We start from the raw sequence: 19907 nt of genomic DNA, 5'->3' as shown, positions 1-19907 counted from the left end.
AAAAACCTATACTTTTTGGTTGTTGTCGAGGATTAATATGTGGTGTATAAATTGTCAAATAGAGACAAATAATGATGTATGTCCTGTTTGTAAACAAAAAACAATAGAAGATGTTCCAACTGATGTTTTGTGGTGTCATGAATGCAAAATTCCTGTTCAACAAACTGTTAATCAGTCAGACTATAAAATTTGCCCAATTTGTCATTCTAAAATGAAGCATTTATCTACTGATTTACGACCGGTGTTTCCGGAAGAAAGACTCTTAGTAGAGCTTTTAATCGGGAAAAAACCGTATGAATGGATACAAAAATCAGTGTGGGCATCTAATAGCCGATATTATGTTGATGGCAAATCTATACCTGTTGCGAGTAAGGTTTTTCAAGCAGCTGATGCTGACGATTTGATAAAAAAACTTGCTGAGTATCAAGAAGGCAATACATATCAGTATTTTGATATGTATATAACGAAATTTGTGCAAGCAAATAAAAATAGATTAAATTGGCTTAAGGATGAAGCTTTTTCTTTTATTAAGAATACAGCAAGCAAGTTTGAAGAAGAACAAATAGTGCTATCTTTTTCAGGTGGAAAAGATTCGACTGTGACGGCAGATATAGTTATTAAAGCTTTGAGTAATCCAAGCTTAGTGCATATTTTCGGCGATACTACTTTAGAATTTCCTTTGACTATTGAGTATGCACATAGATATAGGGAAAACAATCCGCAAGCTATTTTTCAAATAGCGAAAAATAGCGAGCAAATTTTTTATGATGTATGTTCAGATATAGGTCCTCCGGCGCGTATGATGCGTTGGTGCTGCTCTATGTTTAAAACAGGTCCGATTACGCGTGTTTTGAATAACTTATATCGTAATCAACAGATATTGACTTTTTATGGCATCAGAAAGGCGGAATCTGTAAGCCGTAGTAAATATAATAGAGTTGAAGGTAATTCAGAATCTGTAAAGATTCAAAAGCAAACAGTGGCTTCACCAATATTCTTTTGGAGAGATATTGACGTTTGGCTTTATATGTTAGCAGAAAAAATTGATTTTAATGATGCTTATAGACTAGGTTATGATCGAGTAGGCTGTTGGTGCTGTCCTAATAACAATCAGCGCGCTCAATTTTTGTCAAGAATTTATATGCCAGAACAATCTAAGAAATGGCGTGATTTTCTTATAGAGTTTGCTAAAAAAATCGGGAAACCGGATCCGGAAGTTTATGTTGATACGGGCAAATGGAAAGCAAGACAGGGCGGTAATGGTCTTCCTGCGGCAAATGATGTTAAAATAAAATTTACAAATTGTACGTCCGAAGAACATGCCAAAATATATAAATTAGTTCGCCAGTTTGATGATGAATTAGTTAATCTCTTCACTCCTTTTGGTAGAGTAGCCCCTGAACTGGGGCAAAAGTTATTACATGAAGTTTTAATTGTAGATATTAGGACCAATGTACCAATATTATCTATTCAGCCTTTTGGTAATAGTGAATTTGATTACGCTGTTAAAGTAAGAACCATGAACGTAGCTTCTCATGACGATTTACAACGCATGGTAAGCTATCAAATAAAAAAATTTAATGCTTGTCGTAAATGTCTTAAATGTGAATCATTATGTAAAGCAGGCGCCATTTCCATTATAGGTGATGAGTATTATATCAATCCTGATAAATGTGTGCATTGTAAAATGTGTGTTACGCCTAAGTATCTTGATGGTGGATGCATGATGGAAAAATATTTACGTACACTAAGCAAGAAATAGGAGTATCTAAATGTCAATGAAGTTTCGTGCCCATGAAACATTCTTTATCAGAAAAGGCTGGTTAAGCAAGGGAATGAAGAATGTAATAAATAAACCGAATGTTTTTGTAGATAAACTAAATAATCCAATGGATGCTTTGGGTATCGGAGCTAATATGGTAAAGTCCTTGCGTTATTGGCTGCAAGTAACCGGTCTTACTGTAGAAGGAAAAGGGAAGGTTAGAGAGCAGCACTTAACGGATTTAGGTGCTTGCATCTATGAACATGACAGGTATTTAGAGGAACTTGGCACATTGTATCTGGTGCAGTATAAATTGGCTACAAATCAAGAAAACGCAACTGCATGGTACTATTTCTTCAATCATTTCAATATGACTGAATTCAGCAAAGAAGATTTTATTCTGCAATTGCAAAAATATATAGCGGAAAAAGACGATGCAGATAATAAAGGACATGCGGTAAGATCCCTAGAGGATGATTTCAATTGTATTATCAATACATATTTGCCTCGGTATAAATCTAATCCTTTAAAAGTAAGTGCAGAGAATAATATTGATTGTCCTCTGGGTGAACTGGGATTAGTAGACCTTGTTACAAGAAAATCTTATAGAAAAGCAATGCCAGGCAGTAAAACAATTAACCCATGGATAGCACTTGCTGTAATTTCTGAACAAAGTAAGGGCAGAAAAGAAGTAGCTTTAAATAGTTTGTTAGTTGATGAATGTAGCATTGGCAAAGTATTCAACCTTGATTCTTTAGGACTTCTTGACGTTTTGAGAGCAATTGAAAAATTAGGAGAAATAAAGGTTATTAGGACAGCTGGTTTGGATGTGGTTCAATTCCATAATCAGCGTAATTTTATGGAATGTGTAGAGCGTTATTATGCAAATATTAATGATTGGGCTGGGAGTGAAGACTGATGAGAAATATGATAGAAGTCGCTACAGGCTTTCAATATTCTGTTAATATTGGTTTTGACCTGAATAGTGACGAGAAACTGAAAAACTTTATACCAACCCAGTCAGCATTAAAGTTGTTGGAAGAAATTATTTTAAGTACAAATCTTAATTCTACGGATAGAGCGAGAGTTTTAATTGGTGCTTATGGTAAAGGCAAGTCACATATTATATTGACTATATTGGCCATGTTAATGAAAAAAGACTTGTCTCTTTTTGAAAAGTTACTGCCAAAGCTTAAAGAAAATGATAAGCTATATCAGGCTGTCTTGAACTATTACAAGAGTAATAATAAGATTTTGCCGGTAGTAATTACAGGCAGTAACACGAGCATACCGCAAGCATTTTTATTAGCTTTACAGAGAACATTGGCAATGAACAATATGCTTGATGTTATGCCGGAAACGAACTACCAGGCTGCTTGCCGTGTAATAGAAAGATGGAAAACTGAATATCCTTTAACATACAAGGAGTTCCAAAAGAAGATTGAGCTTCCGATAGCTGAATTTATTAGTGAATTAGAAGACTTTAATATTATTGCATATGAAAAATTTGAGAAAATATATCCTTCTCTGACTGCCGGAAGTGAATTTAATCCGTTTTTAGGCTTTGATGTTATTGACTTGTATGAGGCTGCGGTAAAAGGTATTAAGAGCAGAGGATATACAGGAATTTATGTTGTCTATGATGAGTTTAGCAAATTTTTAGAAGCAAATATTTCTGAAGCATCTGTAAGCGATACCAAAATGCTGCAGGACTTTGCTGAAAAATGCAATCGCAGTGGGGAATTACAATTGCATTTGATGCTTATCTCTCATAAAGAGATTGCCAATTATATAGATAAGCTGTCTAAACAAAAAGTAGATGGTTGGAGAGGCGTATCTGAAAGATTTACGCATATTCATCTTAATAATAATTTTACGCAGACTTATGAAATTATAGCCGCTGTGATAAACAAGAAATTAGACCAGTGGCAGCTTTTCTGTGCGCAAAATAAAGGTTATTTTGATAATACATTTCAGGTATATGAAAATCATAATATTTTTATGGATATGGATAAAATTGAGATTCGAAAAACTATCTACGATTGTTATCCGTTGCATCCAATATCGACTTTTGTATTGCCAAGATTATCAGAACGTGTAGCGCAAAACGAAAGAACTCTTTTTACATTTTTGTCTGCAAAAGGAGTAAGTACACTTGCTACGTATCTTGATAATGTTGATCAGAGTAAATTTGCGTTAATAACACCGGATTATATTTATGATTACTTTGAGCCTTTGTTTAAAAAAGAGGTTTATTCTGGGGATTTACATGATAAATATATTCTTACAACAGCTATTTTAGATGCATTAGAAAAAAATTCGCTGGAATGCAAGATAGTAAAAACTATTTCTTTGATTTATATTTTGGAGCAATTTGAAAGATTGCAACCAACAAAGGCAGAAATTTTTAATATCTATAATAATGAATATGGTGAAGAAAAAGTCAGCCATGCTTTGACTAATTTGATGGAAAAAGAACTTGTAATCTATCAAAAGCAAAGCAATGGCTTTTTGCGCTTAAAACGCAGTTCCGGTGTCGATGTTCAAGATAAAATCAATGATTTTATGGCGGTTAATGCTAACCGGGTTTCTACAAAAGAAATTTTAAATCAGTCAAATTTTGATAATTACGTATATCCATCTCGCTATAATGACGAGAAAGAAATGATTCGCTATTTTGCATTTGAGTTTATCGAAGCTAGTGAAGTACGGGCAAATATTGATTGGCAGGTAAAGAGTGAAAATAGCGAGGCAGATGGTGTAATTTATGCAATAATTCCCGAAGAAAACAAATCTATAGATGCTATAAAAGATATAGTCTTGCAGACTAGCAAGGGAATTGATCAGTGCGTATTTGTTCTGCCTAAGAAATATCAGGAAATAAAAATGATTGCCCAGCAGTTTTATGCTGTTTCAAAGTTGAAAGAGGCTGCAGAAGGCAATTCAATATTATTTGATGAATATGAGGTTATCTATGAAGATTTACGTGATGTAATTCTTGATTTTATAAATTCATATACTCATCCTAATAATTATAAATCTGTTTATATACATAACGGTAATGTAGAGCATATTACAAGAAAAGCAGCACTTACAGAATTGTTGTCAAATATTTGTTATCGAATTTTTCCTAATACTCCTATTATCAATAATGAAGCAATTAACAAAAAAAATATTACATCTATCGCTAAAAATAGCAGAGATAAAGTTATAGCAGCATTACTACGCAATGATATTGAGGAAAATTTAGGCTTTTCCGGTAGTGGTCAGGAAGTATCGATTATGCGTAGTACATTACTTAATAAGGGTATTTTGTGCGAAGGCTTTATGGGTACATCTGTTCTTAATATGGAGCCTGAGGATATCTATATGGCAGAGGTTCTGGCAACAATAAAAGCTGTTATTTTTGAGGCAAGAACTTTAGGCCCGATACCATTTAGAGAGATTTATTGTAGGTTAACTGATGCAGAGTATCATATCGGGTTAAGAGATGGTGTTATTCCGATTTATGTTGCTGTTGTATTCCATGAGTTAAAACAGCAAATTGTTATCCAGGATAGTTATGGGCAAGTGCCGTTGAATGCAGATGTAATGCAGCAGATGCTTTCTGCTCCGGATGATTATTATATTTCTTATTTTGATTGGGACGCTGATAAAGCTGATTTTGTGGAAAAACTGGCAGGTGTATTTTCTGACTATGTTATTGAAGCTGAGAAGCTGAATGATGCATATGGCTATGTTGCTTCTGCCATGAAGCGTTGGTATTTAGCTTTGCCAAAATATACGAGGGAATCAAAGAAAACAATTGATGGTGTAAAGATAGATAGTAAGCAAATAGCATTTTTGAGGCAGTTAAAACAGGGGAATGGCAGTCAAGAATTGTTATTTGAAAAGATTCCTGAGGTATTTGGTTATAAGGAGTTTAATTCCGATATTTGTAAAGACATAGCCGCTTATAAAAAGAATATTGATGCTTGTATTGATGTTCTTAAAGTAATGTTAGCAGAGCAGCTAAAAGAAATATATGCTATCTCGGAGAATAAGCTTAGTTTGAAAGCTATGTCATTAGCATCTGTAATTAAGGATTGGTGCGAACAGTTAGATCAAAAAGTGTTTGAGCAACTATTTGGTAACGGAACAGAAAAATGCCTTGCTTTATTTAAAACAGTAACTAATGATGATCAGGCTACCATTGTACGAATTGCTAAGTTAGCTACAGGCTTACGTATTGAGGATTGGGATGACCATACAATCAAAACATTTATGGAAGCTCTTAAAGAATATAAAGCTACTGCAGAAGCGTTTGTAAGCAAGACTGACGATGCTGATGGGAATACTGCGACAACAAGCAGTTATGAACTTTCATATATTGACGAAACAGGTAAAGCTGTGATAAAACGCTTTGAAAAAGTTGAGTTTAGCAAACGTGCTAAGTTGTTAATGAATATGATTACAGCTGATGTAGAATCTATGGGAACATCTATTTCTGATCAGGAAAAACGACAGATTATGATGGAGATACTACAAAAGCTGTGCTAAGGATGTGAAAGAATGGCTTATTTTGATAATGCAGCTACTACATTTCCAAAACCTGATAGCGTATATGAATTCATGAGTGAATTCTATAAAAATAGCGGAGCTAATGCAGGCAGGGGTAATTATGGTATGGCTCAAAGTGCAGGAGCTTTGCTAAAAGATACTCGTAAACGTATTCAAGAGTTATTTCATTGTCCCGCAAAGCAGGTAGTATTTACACCTACTGCGACTATTGCTCTTAATATAATTATTCAGGGACTGATAAAGAAAGGATTGAAAAATATCTATATTAGTCCCTTTGAACATAATGCAGTCACAAGAACTTTACATTATTATGAGCAAACAGGTGCAATAAAGGTAGTGCAATTGCATGTTCAGAAGGATTTAAGCTATGATTTGCCTCGCATCCGTTATCAGTTTGATGAAGTAAAGCCTGATGCAGTCATTGTTAGTCATGCAAGCAATGTCATTGGACTTATTGCTCCGGTAGAAGAAATTTTCGCAATAGCTAAGGATTATGATGCTGTTACTGTTGCTGATATGTCTCAAACTGCCGGTTTAGTTGATACTAATGTAGGCTTAAATACCTTTGATTTTGCTGTTTTTGCCGGACATAAAACAATGTATGGTCCTACCGGGATTTCCGGATTTGTTATGAAGCCGGAGATTGTTTTAGAGCCAGTTATTTTTGGTGGTACCGGTTTTGAATCTGCTAATCAGAATATGCCTAACAGCTTGCCAGAGCGTTATGAGATGGGGACGAGTAATATTGTTGGGCTTGCCGGTCTGAACGCTGCTTTAAAATGGCTTGATGAACAAGGTAAAGACACTGTATGGAAAAGAGAAGTTGAGCACAGGCGAAGACTCTTAAGTATCATAGAGCAATATGATTTCTTAAAGGTTGTCGGCAATAATGACCAGCAAAAATTTGTTGGCATTGTATCTTGTGTTATGAATGGAATAAGCAGTGACAGTGCTGGCGGAATTTTTGATAGATATGGTATTTCGGTGCGTACCGGTCTGCAATGTGCGCCTTTGGCACATCAATTTTTAGGGACATATCCTGCCGGGACTATTAGGTTTAGTGTAGGGTATTTTACCAGTGATGAAGATTTTACTGCGCTGGAGAGGGCGCTGGAAGAGATAGAAGAGAATCTGTAAAAGGGGAGATAGAATATGTTGCAGCCGTTTCAAGAAAGTTTAGATAAAACTATTACGAAAATAAAGAAAAACAAAATTTTATTACCTAATTTTCAAAGACAGTTTGTATGGAAAGATGAAGAAGACCAAAGAAAATTAGTAGCATCTGTTTTAACTAAAATGCCTATAGGTAGTATATTGTTACTTAAGGCTAGAAATGCTGATGAGTATGCTTGTAAGCCGTTAGGTTCAAGTAAACCGTTAGATTCAAAGAGCCTTGTAAAAGGAGATGTAGAGTTTCTTCTTGATGGACAGCAGAGATTGACTGTTTTAGCTAATGTTTTTTCTAACGTAATATTTAGTTTATCTTCTATAGGAGATCTTATTGCTCCAATTGCATTAAAACGAAGATTTTTTTTGGCGTTACCTAGGTATGCTTCTGGCATAGAGGATGATTTGTTTGGATTACATAGATTAGCGTTTCCTCTCGATAAACCAGATAATGATGAACCAGATTTTCAAACAGCAGATGTATTAGAATATATTCGTGTCATTAAGTTTTCGAAGAATAGCAAAGATTGTTACAATCCATATTATAAAGATGTTTCAAAGTTGAGCAAACTAGAGACCTTTTGCCAAAATCCTGAGGAAAAGTTTTATTATATCCCCTTATTCCTTTTGATAGATACGGATAAGACTGGTCTGAATAATACTACGTTATCTAGAATAATTAAATTGATTGCAGAGAATGTAGCAAAAGCGAAAGTTGAAGAACTTGCTGCTAAAATAGAAAAATCTTCAAGGGATGAGATTAAGGATTTTATCAAAAATGATTTGATAGAAGATGCATATGAAGAATATTTCGATGAATCTTGTTATGAAAAAACAGATAACGATATTATGAAGGCTTATGAACAAGTTTTAGCGATTCAAGTAGATGGATGGTCTTCTAATATGTTGTTATATATAAAATCATGTATTACACAAATCAATTTAAGTCAAATATCATTAGATGATTCACAAAAAGCAAGGGCAATTGATATTTATGAAAATCTTAATAGAGGTGGTATAAGTTTAGACATATATGATTTATTAATGGCACGTGTAACTCTAGCGAATCCAGAACCATATAATGAAAGAATGAAGAAGTACATTGTAAAAAGTGCTTTTTATCCTGCTCTTTTAATACCTAATAACATAAAGAATGATTATAAAAAACTAAATTCATATAAGGCATCTGTAAATATGGGTTGCTATGACAATAATAAGAAAGAGTTTCCAAAAAACTATCTTGAATCATTTTTAAATGTTTTGTCATTACTATCATATAGGCCGAAAATGTCCAAGGATGAATATCATTTAGATTTGCTGAAAAGACCTAAGAAGCTAGCTCTTACACCAGAGTTGCTTGATAAAAATTGTGAACCTAGTTGTAATGCAATAGATAGAGCTTGTTTCTTTTTTCAAAGTAGATGTGGTTTAAGAAAATTTAGAGATATAAATTATGTGTTAATGGTGCCAGTAGTCGCATATATTCTTCATGACGATGATTGTTATAGCGGCAGGCATGGAGAAGAAGTATTTGATCTTTTAGAAGCATGGTATTGGATTAATCTCTTTTCTGGACAGTTTGATAGAGATCAGAATTCACGTATGATTACTGATTTAAATTTGCTTATTGATTGTGTAATTGATATAAAAAACAAGAAGCAACCTAATTTAAGTTGGTTAAAAGCACGACAGGACAAAGTATTAAATATGCCGGGATACTCTGATGAAAGTCATATTCTTATGGATAATGCTGAGAATGAGGAGTATCCCAAAAATATAATTAGTACAGTAATTTGTCAGTACTATTTATCAATAGGATATTATGATTTGCTCAAGGACAATAATGGAGATTTAAGGCATATGTCTGTTTTTGCACCTGAATCAGATAAATATCAAATGCATCATGTAATCCCATTAGGCGTAGATTGTACTGTTTCTGAATCAACTGATAAGATTAGAAGTAACAAAAAACATTTGTTAAATTCGCCACTAAACATGCTTTATATTAGTGATTATTCAAATAATAAAATAAACAATGCTTCTTTAGATTCATATGCATTAATGATTCCTAAGGGTGCTGGATTGACAAATGTAGGATTTGCTTCTACCGATATTCGCGTTGATTCAAGTGATGATGAAAGAAAAAAAGTTTTAAAGCAGAGGTATAATTCTTTGCTTCATACTGTTAAACAAGAGATGAATACGTTACTAGATTTTAATAGAATTTAAGGTGAATAATAATGGCTAATGTTAAGACAAATTTAAACTTTCATCAAACATTTTCTCCAGATGCAAATGCTATATCAATGCTGTTGAGTGTAGCTGAAGAGAGGACAGCCTATTCTAAAGAAGAAATTTCTGACATAACTGGAATTCCAACAGGTGCATCTAGCGGAAAAGTTGAACCTTTTATAAAATATGCTTATTTTATGGGTTTAATAGAAGATAAATATAAGAACAAGAAGCATTTGCTATCATTGACGCCATTAGGTAAAGAAGTCAAGTATCAAGACGAAACGCTACAAGAAAAGGCAACAATATACCTATGTCATTCTAATCTTGTGTTATCTACAGGCGCAACCTTGTGGAATTTTATCTTTAGCAGTATCATTCCTAGATATGGCAATAATTTAAGAACTACAGTTTTTATAGATGCTTTGAAGAATCATTATAAAGGCATTGATGTTAATCTTGCCCCTTTCAATTCTTCATATAATGGTATGTTTAGAAAATTATCTATTTTTAAGAATACTCCTAATGAAATTAAATTCATGAACACTATGTATAAAGAGCCTTATTTATATATTTATGCTTACATAATTATGAAAGAATGGGAAAATTTACACGAAGGAGTGCAAGAACTAACATCGATAGATTTATATAATATGAATATGGATAATAAATTATGCTTGTCGAGAAGTGATTTTGATAAGGTTTTAAGTATACTAGAAAATAAAGGAATGATAAAGGTTGAAAGGCTTTTAACTCCGTTTGTTGTGTTAAAACTTGTTTCAGCGAATGATATGATTGAGAAGATATATTCTACTATATAAGGATAATGGCATGAGAGGATGATTAGCATGAGGTTCGGGGATTTATTGGAATTTAGAAAAGATATATTTTTTGATGGAGCAGTTCAGATTGATTGGTTCTTTAATCGTGAAAAGGCTGCATTAGTTGCAAAGAACTTTGTTTTTCATGGTAATGAGTACCATGGTATTGAAGGCGGGAAAGATAGTAATCTTAAGGATACAATTAGCTTTGTGCAAGAAATCAGTGAAAAGGTTAATAATGATTATAATAGCAATCCTTTATCTTTAGCTATTGCTACTTATGGTACAGGTAAATCACATTTAGCAGTAACAATGGCAGAACTGTTCTCCGGACCTGATTATGATTCTGACACTTATAATTCAATTATTCAAAACATTAGTTGTCTTGACGCTAATAAGGCAAGAGAGATAAAGCAAAATACCCAAAAGAGAAATTTAGTTTTGACAATTAACGGAATGCGTGATATTAACCTGAACGCTGAAATACTAAAAGTCGCGCAAAAAACACTGTTACTGCATGGATGTTCAACAGAAAATTTAAAAAAGATTAATAGAGCTTTAGAAACAGCATCTAGGTTTTTTGAGAGAAACTGTAAATCAATTGAGCTTTTTGAAGAACATGCACTTGAATTTGGCTTTAGTCAAAAAGGAACAGATTTAATTGAACTTATACGTACAACACTATTTCAAGAAGAAGCTACATTTAATTTAGTTAATGCTGTATATAGAGATATTAACGGTGTGGATATTAGTTGGGATGAAGGAATTTCCGCTAATTCTATTCTTGAAGCTCTTTTAGACGATTATTGTGGTTCAAGTGGACCTTTTGATGGAGTAGTCATACTTTTTGACGAATTTGGTAGATATTTGGAATATGCTTCTAATAATAATTCGGCTAGAACTGGTGAGTCTGCATTACAACAGATTTTTGAATGTGCACAAAATGCGAGCGGCAAAATTCAGGTAATAAACTTCATACAAAGTGATATTAAAACATATATGCAACGTATAGACCCTACTAGTAATATTAGTAGGTATATTGGACGTTATGATGCTAGTGATAAGTATCATCTTTCATCTAATCTGGAAACAATTTTTGCCAATCTCATTTTAAGAAAGGATAAGGTTGCTTTTACATCTTATATTGCTAATAGACTGCAGCAAACAGAAAATTATTGGAATGACATCCATACTTCTTTGGTAAAATGGACAAATGTGAGAGGTATATGGAAGTATTATGATGAGTATAGAAGAGTGGTTGTACAGGGAATTTTTCCAATGCATCCATTATCAACATATGCTTTGTCACAGTTATCTAGTTATCTACAAAATAGGTCTTCTTTGTTTTTAGTAAGTGAATATTTTGAAAAACTTAAAAATACTAATATAGATTTAGACCATGATTTACCTTTTATATATCCTGAACAGTTACTTGAAGGTGATCTTTTTACAGAAATTTTAAGTGCTGAAGAGAGTGGTAGGCAGTCAACACAGTTTTGCCTTGCTTTTAATAAGATTGTAGCAAAGCATTATGACAATTTAAATGTAAATTGCTTGAAAATTCTCAGAGCCAATTTATTGTTAAGAATTCTTCGATTTAAAACGGAGAACAGAGAGGATGCTATAAAGGCATTGTATCTATTTACGGGATTAGATGTAGAAACGATTAACAACGCTTTAGATTGTCTTGAACGAGAATTTGCTATACTAGGGTTTAATGAACATATTGGCTGTTTTGATTTCTTAGAAAATTCTATGGGTGCACATGATTTTAGAGTGTTCTTTAAACGTGCTAGAGCAAATGTAAAGTTGAAAAAAGATATACTTAGTGATTCTATAATCAGAGAACTAGCTGAAGTAATTGAACCTGTTAATACAAAATTTAGTTCAGAGCATAAAATCAAAACTAAAGAATGGCAATTTGAACAAGATATGTTCTATGTTGATGAAATATCTGCCGGTTATATTAACGGTCTCAAAAGAGATTTAACAGAAGCAACTACTCCTGATAAGCCTAAAGGTAAAATTGTTTGGCTGTACACAAATAAAAATATGGATTATTCCAATATTGATGATGTTGCAAGGCTTGCGTCTAACACAAATGGTTTACCAATAGTTTTTATGTTGTTAAATGATAAGGATAATAAACTGTTAAATGCATTAACTGATTATGTTGCACTGAAAAGCTTTACTGAACAAGATGTGAATAAGTTTTCATCATATTATAATGACATGTTCTATGAAGTAAAGAGAGTTATATCTGATGTTTTTGAGAGTTTAAAAGGCGAGAAAGTATGCATAGACAAGAGCGGTGTTAATGTATTAGATGCTAGGTTAACTGTTTATTTAGCTAATGTATTTGAAGATATTTATCCTCAGGTTTTGAATTTTTATTTTGACGGATTTGAAAATAGCAGAGGTAAAGCACGTTCTTTGTTTTATAAAATAGTTAGAATACTATTTAGTGGTAAAATCACGTCTAATACACTTCAAGGCTTAGGTGTTGATGGCAATGGCAGATTGAGGAACACACTGAGTTATTCTGCTCCGTATTCATGGAAATGCATGAATGATGAATATATCATTATTGAACCTCAAAATGAAAGAGCTATGGCAGCATATAATCTCATAAAAAATAAATTAATAGAAGATAAGTATATACCTTATGAGAAATTAACAGGAGAACTTCTTTTAGCACCTTATGGTATGAATGATCATGAAGTTTTATATCTCATGGCAGTGGTATATGCTAATTTAAGTTATTGCTTGCGTCTAGCTTTGAATGGTGTTCAGATTACAGTTGGAGAATGGCTTGATACTGTAATGCCATATAATAGCAGGGGTTCATTAAAGATAGATTTTAAAAAACTGCAAGCAACTAGCTTTATTCAAAAGAATTTAGCTGGTGTTGAAGCAAGGTTCTTGCAGTTGTTCAGGCAGATAGAAGCAACAAAAGATGTTGATGAAATTTTTGCTTTGAAAAAAATATTAGATGAACTTCTTACTCAAGAGGAATTACCAGAAAAGTTGACAGATAAATATAAGTTATTAGATATAAAATTTAAAGATGCTAGTTATGTCAATAATAAATGGGATAATGAAATAGAGTCTTCATATAGCAAGTTAGAAGCTTTGATTAATAATAAGAAAAGCTATGATATTCAAAATGGATTAAAAGAAATTTCTGCATTAGAAAATAAAAGTATATTTTCATGCTTTTTAATTAAAGGTTTTCTTCTAAAAGAAGATAAAATCAATGAAGTTAAAGATTTAATTTTAAAATTTAGAGCAGTTATAGAACCGCTGTTGCAATCATGGATAAATGAACAAAGATGTAATAAACTTGAAGATATCACTAATTTCGAAAGCAGAATGGAATATTTTGCTGAATTGTTGAAAAATGCAGGATATGAGAAAGAAGCAAAATATGCTTTGGAACATATAGAGCATGAGAAGCAAAAGCCCTTCTTAAAAATAAAGGTTGTACATTCTGGCATTGAGCATTTAGAGGAAGAATTTAAAAATGATGTTGATTATTATGGATACAGGAAGACAGCTAAGCTTATTGAAGAATGTAAAAATTTATTAAAGACCATTAGAGAAATTAAGCCATACTTAGCTAATGTAGATGAATACGAGGAAAATGTTTTATCTAAACTAACTACTGCTAAAGCAAATGAAACCAGACTCAAAGAAGAAGTTGATAGCTTAGAAAAACGATTAGATGATATTTCAAGCCTAGATAGTATTCGCGTAGTAGTAATCAATATCAAAAAACTTAAGAGCAATGACTATGATGAAGATACGGAGGAATATTTAGATGACTTAAAATTACATCTAGACAATATTGCTACACAATTAGAGAAAGCATCGGAAAAAAGAAAGAACAGGGAGGAGTTTTATCAAGCCAAGTCAGAAGTTATGCAGCTTATTAAATCAGATATAGACAAGCTAAATTATGACTATGGTCGTGATCTTATGGGTGTTATTGAAAACTTTTTCCATGAAGTCGAAAAGGAATTAGATGTTAAAGATGCTGAATGGAAGAAAAAGTTTATCGATTTTGACTTTGAAAATGCTGATATTGGCAGTGTAAATGGGTTAGCTTATGAACTTAGTGATAGACCTACATATCTTAAACAAGAAACTATTTCTGAATTGGAGGTTATAAGAAAGAAAGCAGATGCATATATTGCTCAACATAAAGTTAATTCGGTAGTAGAGGCGTTCAGAATGCTTAATGATGAACAACGTTTGATTTGTTATAAGTTGTTAAAAGATAAAAATTTGATATAGGAGATGGGTTCTGTGTTTAATATCGAAGTCATAAAATGGTTCTTAGACAAGCAAGAAAAGCATACTTTAAAATCAATATTGAATAGATTTTGTTTCATTCAGACTTCAGATTATAATATTGAATTAATCAAGAAAAAGATTATAGATACTTTAGCAACTAAACATGATGTTTCTAGACTACATACTAAGGATGCATTTAGCGATGTTAAGAAGAATGTTGGTTTAGTGGATTATGTATGGCTGGTATTATGTGATCTTAGTCAAGATGTCAACACAGCAATGATAAAAGATATGATAGGTTATTCATTAAGCATGAATAATACCGAAAGTATGCTTGAAAATATTCAACTTCTTAAAGAAAAAGTAAAGCATTTGGAGAAAACTAATAAAACACTTACTATTGAAACACAACAGTTAAAGAAAGCTAATGATGAACTGATTAATCAAAAAGATGAGCAAAAAAAGGAAATTCGCATAAGTGAGGAGAAACTTCGTAACCAAGAAAAAGAACTGGAAGCATTGAATGAAGAGTGTTTGACTCTACGTGAAACAGTTGGAAATTTATCCTTACAAAACACATATCTAAGAAATCGTAAGTCATATACTAGTGAAGTAATAAACTATACAGATGAAAAACAAGTATTTAAGACATTTGTTGATAATGCGAGAGCTTGTGGGTTGAATTTTAATAGCGAGGATCTTATTAACTTCTATACTTCTGTTAAAAGTTCAAGACTTACAATCATTGAAGGTATTAGTGGTACAGGAAAAACTAAGTTAGTTGATTTATATTCAAGAACACTGGGATTAGATGATAACAATCGTATGATAATGATACCAGTTAGTCCTAGTTGGACTGATGATATTGACATTTTAGGTTATCTTGATAGTTCAAATATGAAATATCAAGAAGCAAGTATAGGATTAGTTTCTTTTTTAGTTGAAGCTGCAAAGCATCCGGATAAGCCATATCTTATTTGTTTTGATGAAATGAATTTGGCAAAGGTAGAATATTATTTTGCTCAATTTTTATCCATTTTAGAAAATGATGTTAATAACCGGATTTTACGTATATATAATCCTAGAGAAGAGAAAAATGTTGTGAACTTTGCAGATTATCCTTCAGAAATCAGGTTAGGAGAAAATTTAATTTTTTGTGGAACTATCAATGTTGATGAATCAACATATCGTCTCTCTGATAAAGTATTGGACAGAGCAAATCTCATAAAATTACAAGATTGTGATTTCAGTGTTTACGATGATGAGAAACCAATATTCAAGATAGTAGATGTTACTTTGGTTGATAAATCGAAGTCTACTGGCCTTACTGTTGATGAATTAAGTTTACTAGATGAGTTGAATCAAAAACTTAAAGAGGTAAATCCAAGATTCTGTTTTGCGCATCGTGTTGTAAATCAAATAGAAAGATATTTGAATGCAATTCCTGAAAATGATATTTCTTATACTAGAGCAAAGGCATTAGATACTCTTATCGTACAAAAAATCTTAACAAAGATTAGGGGTACAGAGGAACAAGTAAAAGATTTAATAGGTTTCTTTGAAGAGGGAAGTTATATATCTGGTATTATAGATAATTACCTTAATGAAGATAAAGTTGATTATCCTATTGTGAGAAAGGCTCTAAAAGATAAAGCGAAAGAGTTGAGTAATTATGGCTACATTGGCTAGTCTTCCTTTTAAACTTGAATTTAAGAAGAAGAGTGTAGATGATAACAGATTTGAAGAAATTATATTAAATGAATTTTATGAGTCTGTATTTGATTTAAAGAAACAACATAAACCAGAACTAAGAATATTAGAAAATAGAAGTCTTTATGCCAAAATACTATCTTCTAATATGAATGCAGTTATGGATATGGATGGGTTTGATGGAGTGGACAATATAGCTCTTAAGCATGCTGATGGCAATTATTTAACTGAGAGTGATAGCTATACAAAATTATTTGATGGAACAAAATTTCCCTTGCCTCCAGGTTTATATGTAATAAAGGTTACTGTCAACAGAAAGGCTTATTTTACAGGTTTTGAAGTAGTATCGGCAGTATTAGAGGACTATGATATTTGGCAAAGTATGCTGTCTGATATAATAGCTTGTGTTCCTAGACAAACGGTTGATTATGCTTATCTTAGGAGTGTAGCTAAGCAGTTTGCATACAATGAAGTTACTCCTCATATGTTATGGAAAATGATGGTTTTGAATAATGAGTATGCTCGAGTTATTGCAGCTCTGAATGATATAAGACATAATCCCCATAATCGTTTGGTAAAAAAACATGTATTAGTTAATAAAAAGAGGATACGGAATGATGATGCAAGAGCCAAACAATCCAATATTAATAAATGTCATTTCAATTATAAAGCCTATGTTCCTAAAAAAATTCTAAGCTTTGACTTATTGGAAAATCGTTTTTTTAAACTTACTCTGCTATCTTTAAATCATAGGATACAGCAATGTCTAGATGAAGCTAACAAGGACATGTCGGTTGTGTTTGCTGATTTAAAAAATATAAAATACAAAAGCCATCTAACAAGTCCAGAGTATATTCGTAAATGCAAGGTTAATGATTTTTTAACTAGTGAGAGCATAAAATTAGAAAAATTACAATCAGCAGTTAGAATGTTGCTAAAAATCCAATGGATTAAAGACTTACCGGCATTTAAAGGACCATTTATCTCTACTCAAAACTTTTCAGATCCTCGTTATAATATCATTTTTTCTTTGTTTTCAAAGTTGGATAAAATCTCAAAAGATTATTCTAATGATAAGCATTTAACATTGCTTTGGAAAAGGACTAGTCTAATGTACGAATATTGGAATATTATATTACTTGTAAAAAGTTTAATTTCGTATGGATTTATTCTCTATTATAGTGACGTAGCAAAGATGTTGAGTGATAGGATTTTATTTAAAGAGTTAAATTCAGGGTGTAATTTTTCATTTAAGTCTAAAGATGGAAGATATATCTTGAAGTTATATTATGAAAAAGAAGTTCCTAGAGTAAATTATAATGTTTCTGACGAGAAAAGAGCCGAAAGAGATGCGCAAAAAAATACGAATAAGTATTCTCAGCCATTGTACACTAAAAAGCCTAATAATACTCCAGACTGTATAATAGATTGCTATGAATGTGATGAATTTAAACAAGAAAAATTTTATTTAGGTTCGCTAATAATTGATTTTAAGTATAGGAAACGCAGTTCCTTATGGAATGACAATCAAGAGTATGTATACAAGGATTTTAGAAATACGGGGTATGAGTACGATAGTTGTGCTAATCAGTTTAAAGCATACAAAGATATGAGAACAATTTTCTTCGGTGATTGCGATGGATTAGGAGATAATATTTCCGATCGTTTTATAAAACCAGTACATGAAGTATGGGCTTTATATCCTAACGTTGAGAATCCAAAGTGTGTGGAATTTAAATCTGGTTATGGTATTAGATTTGTTCCTAGTATTCCCGGAAACGAAGATGTTCTTCAGAAACAATTAAAGAATTTTCTCGAATGGCTGATGCCGGGATTAACATGATGGAGGTAGTCCTTGATTCTGAAAGCAATTTATCATCCTGAAATTCATTTGAAGAGTATGCATGAAGTTGTGCAATCTGTTGATGCATATAAAATAAGTATAGATGGAGCAGAGTTTCAATTTACTGTGTCTGCAACTGATGAATTTTATCCAAGTAGCTTTGGCAGGTATAGACTTTTATGGAAGCTTAGAGAAAATGCTTATGACTATGAATACTGTTTATACTGCCTTCTAAGAGAGTTGTATAACATAGAAAAGGAATGGTCGCTAGAGTTGCAAGATATTATGCAGCCTTTATTATGCTATGAGCAATCATTGTTTGAAGATGGGGAATGCTTTAAGCGTATGGCTATGGTATTACGATTTCTTAAGCAAAAAGGCTTTGTTCAAGAAATGGAGCTTGAAACAGATTTTAAAAGTAAAGAATGGAAGCAAGTAATTGGAGAGAGACGGATAGGGTTATGCTTGATTGATATGGATGCTTTAAATGCTGCAGTTAATAGAAAATCACAAGAATGGTCTTTGAAGGATGAGATTTTGTTGGTTCTTAATACTCAAGAGATTAAACTTGATGGCAAATATTATATTCTTACTAATGAACACTGTGAACCATATCTTTCTTTTACTGGTGGAAAGTTGGGAGGCCATTTAAAGTTGCATATTTATGGTAGGCTTGATTGTCCGTCTGCTTTAAGGCATCTGGCTAAAGGGCATTATAAAAAGAACCGCGTATTTTTTGCTAATGAAGAAAAGGCTGTTGCAGCTGGTTTTAGACCTTGTGCAGTATGTATGCAAAAGAAATACATTGAATGGAAAAATGTTAATCTAGAAGTGTGATTTTCTATATTAGGCAAGTATAAACACATCAACTTCTACCGTAACGGCCTTTACTATTATGCTATAATAGTATGTAGAAAAAACAACGTTAGGAGCGATTATCATGAAATACGTTGCCTGTTACGGCGATTCTCTGGTGCAGGGTTTTCCATTCGGCCCACGCTATTCCTGGACCGCTCAGGTGGAAAAGCTGACGCAAATCAAAATGCTCAACTACGGTGTCTGCGGTGACTGCTGCGATGACATCATCTACCGTATGCGCCAGTACGCGCTGCCGGAATACGTGCAGCACATTATCTTCCTTGGCGGTGCCAACGACATTCTGCAGGGGCGTCGCCTTGAGGACATCAGCCGCGATTACAGGCGTGTGCTGCAGTGGTGCGAGGAAAAGCACTACAGCCTGTGCATCGTGCTGCCGTTTATCAGCACGGAGCAGGCGCTCAACCGTCAGCTGCTGAACCTGCGGCAGGAGGCAGAGCATATCTGCGGCGGCAAGGCCTTCCTGCTGGATTTGCAGCCTGCCATCGGCATGGACGCCGGGGCACGCTTCAAGGCCTACGTTGACGGCATTCACCCCAAATCCCAGACGTATGAGGCAATGGGCAACTACGCAGCGCCGTTGATCTGGAAGTGGCTGAAGGGCGAAAACGCAGATTAGAAAAAAATTAGAGGTGACAAG

At 33.1% G+C, this 19907-nt stretch carries 11 protein-coding genes; all 11 read left to right on the top strand.

Annotated features, from left to right (window positions below):
- Positions 1-37: 37 nt before the first annotated feature.
- The 11 genes from Q0612_RS01180 (at position 38) to Q0612_RS01130 (ending at position 19886) form a co-directional block, all read left to right on the top strand.
- Complete coding sequence (locus tag Q0612_RS01180; RefSeq protein ID WP_210684521.1) at positions 38-1762, top strand: phosphoadenosine phosphosulfate reductase family protein; 1725 nt, start codon at positions 38-40, stop codon at positions 1760-1762.
- A gap of 16 nt (positions 1763-1778) precedes the next feature.
- Positions 1779-2681, top strand: a complete 903-nt coding sequence (locus Q0612_RS01175; protein WP_367181676.1) for a DUF4007 family protein — start codon at positions 1779-1781, stop codon at positions 2679-2681.
- The gene (locus Q0612_RS01170; RefSeq protein ID WP_298879669.1) at positions 2681-6301 is read left to right on the top strand and encodes a hypothetical protein; all 3621 of its coding nucleotides are present in this window, start codon (positions 2681-2683) and stop codon (positions 6299-6301) included. The genes Q0612_RS01175 and Q0612_RS01170 overlap by 1 nt, the downstream gene beginning before the upstream one ends.
- Positions 6302-6313: 12 nt before the next feature.
- Positions 6314-7459 carry an aminotransferase class V-fold PLP-dependent enzyme gene (locus Q0612_RS01165; RefSeq protein ID WP_298879666.1) on the top strand — a complete coding sequence of 382 codons (1146 nt, stop codon included), beginning with the start codon at positions 6314-6316 and terminating at the stop codon, positions 7457-7459.
- A gap of 15 nt (positions 7460-7474) precedes the next feature.
- Positions 7475-9718: a DUF262 domain-containing protein gene (locus Q0612_RS01160; RefSeq protein WP_298879664.1), complete on the top strand. Its 2244-nt coding sequence runs from the start codon at positions 7475-7477 to the stop codon at positions 9716-9718.
- 11 nt (positions 9719-9729) lie between these two features.
- Positions 9730-10542 (top strand): hypothetical protein, encoded by an 813-nt coding sequence (locus Q0612_RS01155; protein WP_298879662.1) that lies wholly within the window; start codon positions 9730-9732, stop codon positions 10540-10542.
- A 45-nt stretch (positions 10543-10587) separates the two neighbouring features.
- The gene (locus tag Q0612_RS01150) at positions 10588-14838 is read left to right on the top strand and encodes a hypothetical protein (RefSeq protein ID WP_298879659.1); all 4251 of its coding nucleotides are present in this window, start codon (positions 10588-10590) and stop codon (positions 14836-14838) included.
- A 12-nt stretch (positions 14839-14850) separates the two neighbouring features.
- Complete coding sequence (locus Q0612_RS01145; protein WP_298879657.1) at positions 14851-16527, top strand: McrB family protein; 1677 nt, start codon at positions 14851-14853, stop codon at positions 16525-16527.
- Positions 16511-18391: a DUF2357 domain-containing protein gene (locus tag Q0612_RS01140; protein ID WP_298879654.1), complete on the top strand. Its 1881-nt coding sequence runs from the start codon at positions 16511-16513 to the stop codon at positions 18389-18391. Before Q0612_RS01145 ends, Q0612_RS01140 begins: the two co-directional genes overlap by 17 nt.
- Positions 18392-18403: 12 nt before the next feature.
- Entirely contained in the window at positions 18404-19228 is an 825-nt protein-coding gene (locus Q0612_RS01135; RefSeq protein ID WP_298879651.1) for an Ada metal-binding domain-containing protein, read from the top strand.
- 103 nt (positions 19229-19331) lie between these two features.
- Positions 19332-19886 (top strand): GDSL-type esterase/lipase family protein, encoded by a 555-nt coding sequence (locus Q0612_RS01130; protein ID WP_298879648.1) that lies wholly within the window; start codon positions 19332-19334, stop codon positions 19884-19886.
- The last annotated feature ends 21 nt before the right edge of the window (positions 19887-19907 follow it).

This window comes from uncultured Phascolarctobacterium sp. (genome assembly GCF_937920985.1).
Classification (GTDB): Bacteria; Bacillota; Negativicutes; order Acidaminococcales; family Acidaminococcaceae; genus Phascolarctobacterium_A.
The sequence above is the reverse complement of the archived record's forward strand: the minus strand, read 5'-3'. Positions and strand labels throughout refer to the sequence as shown.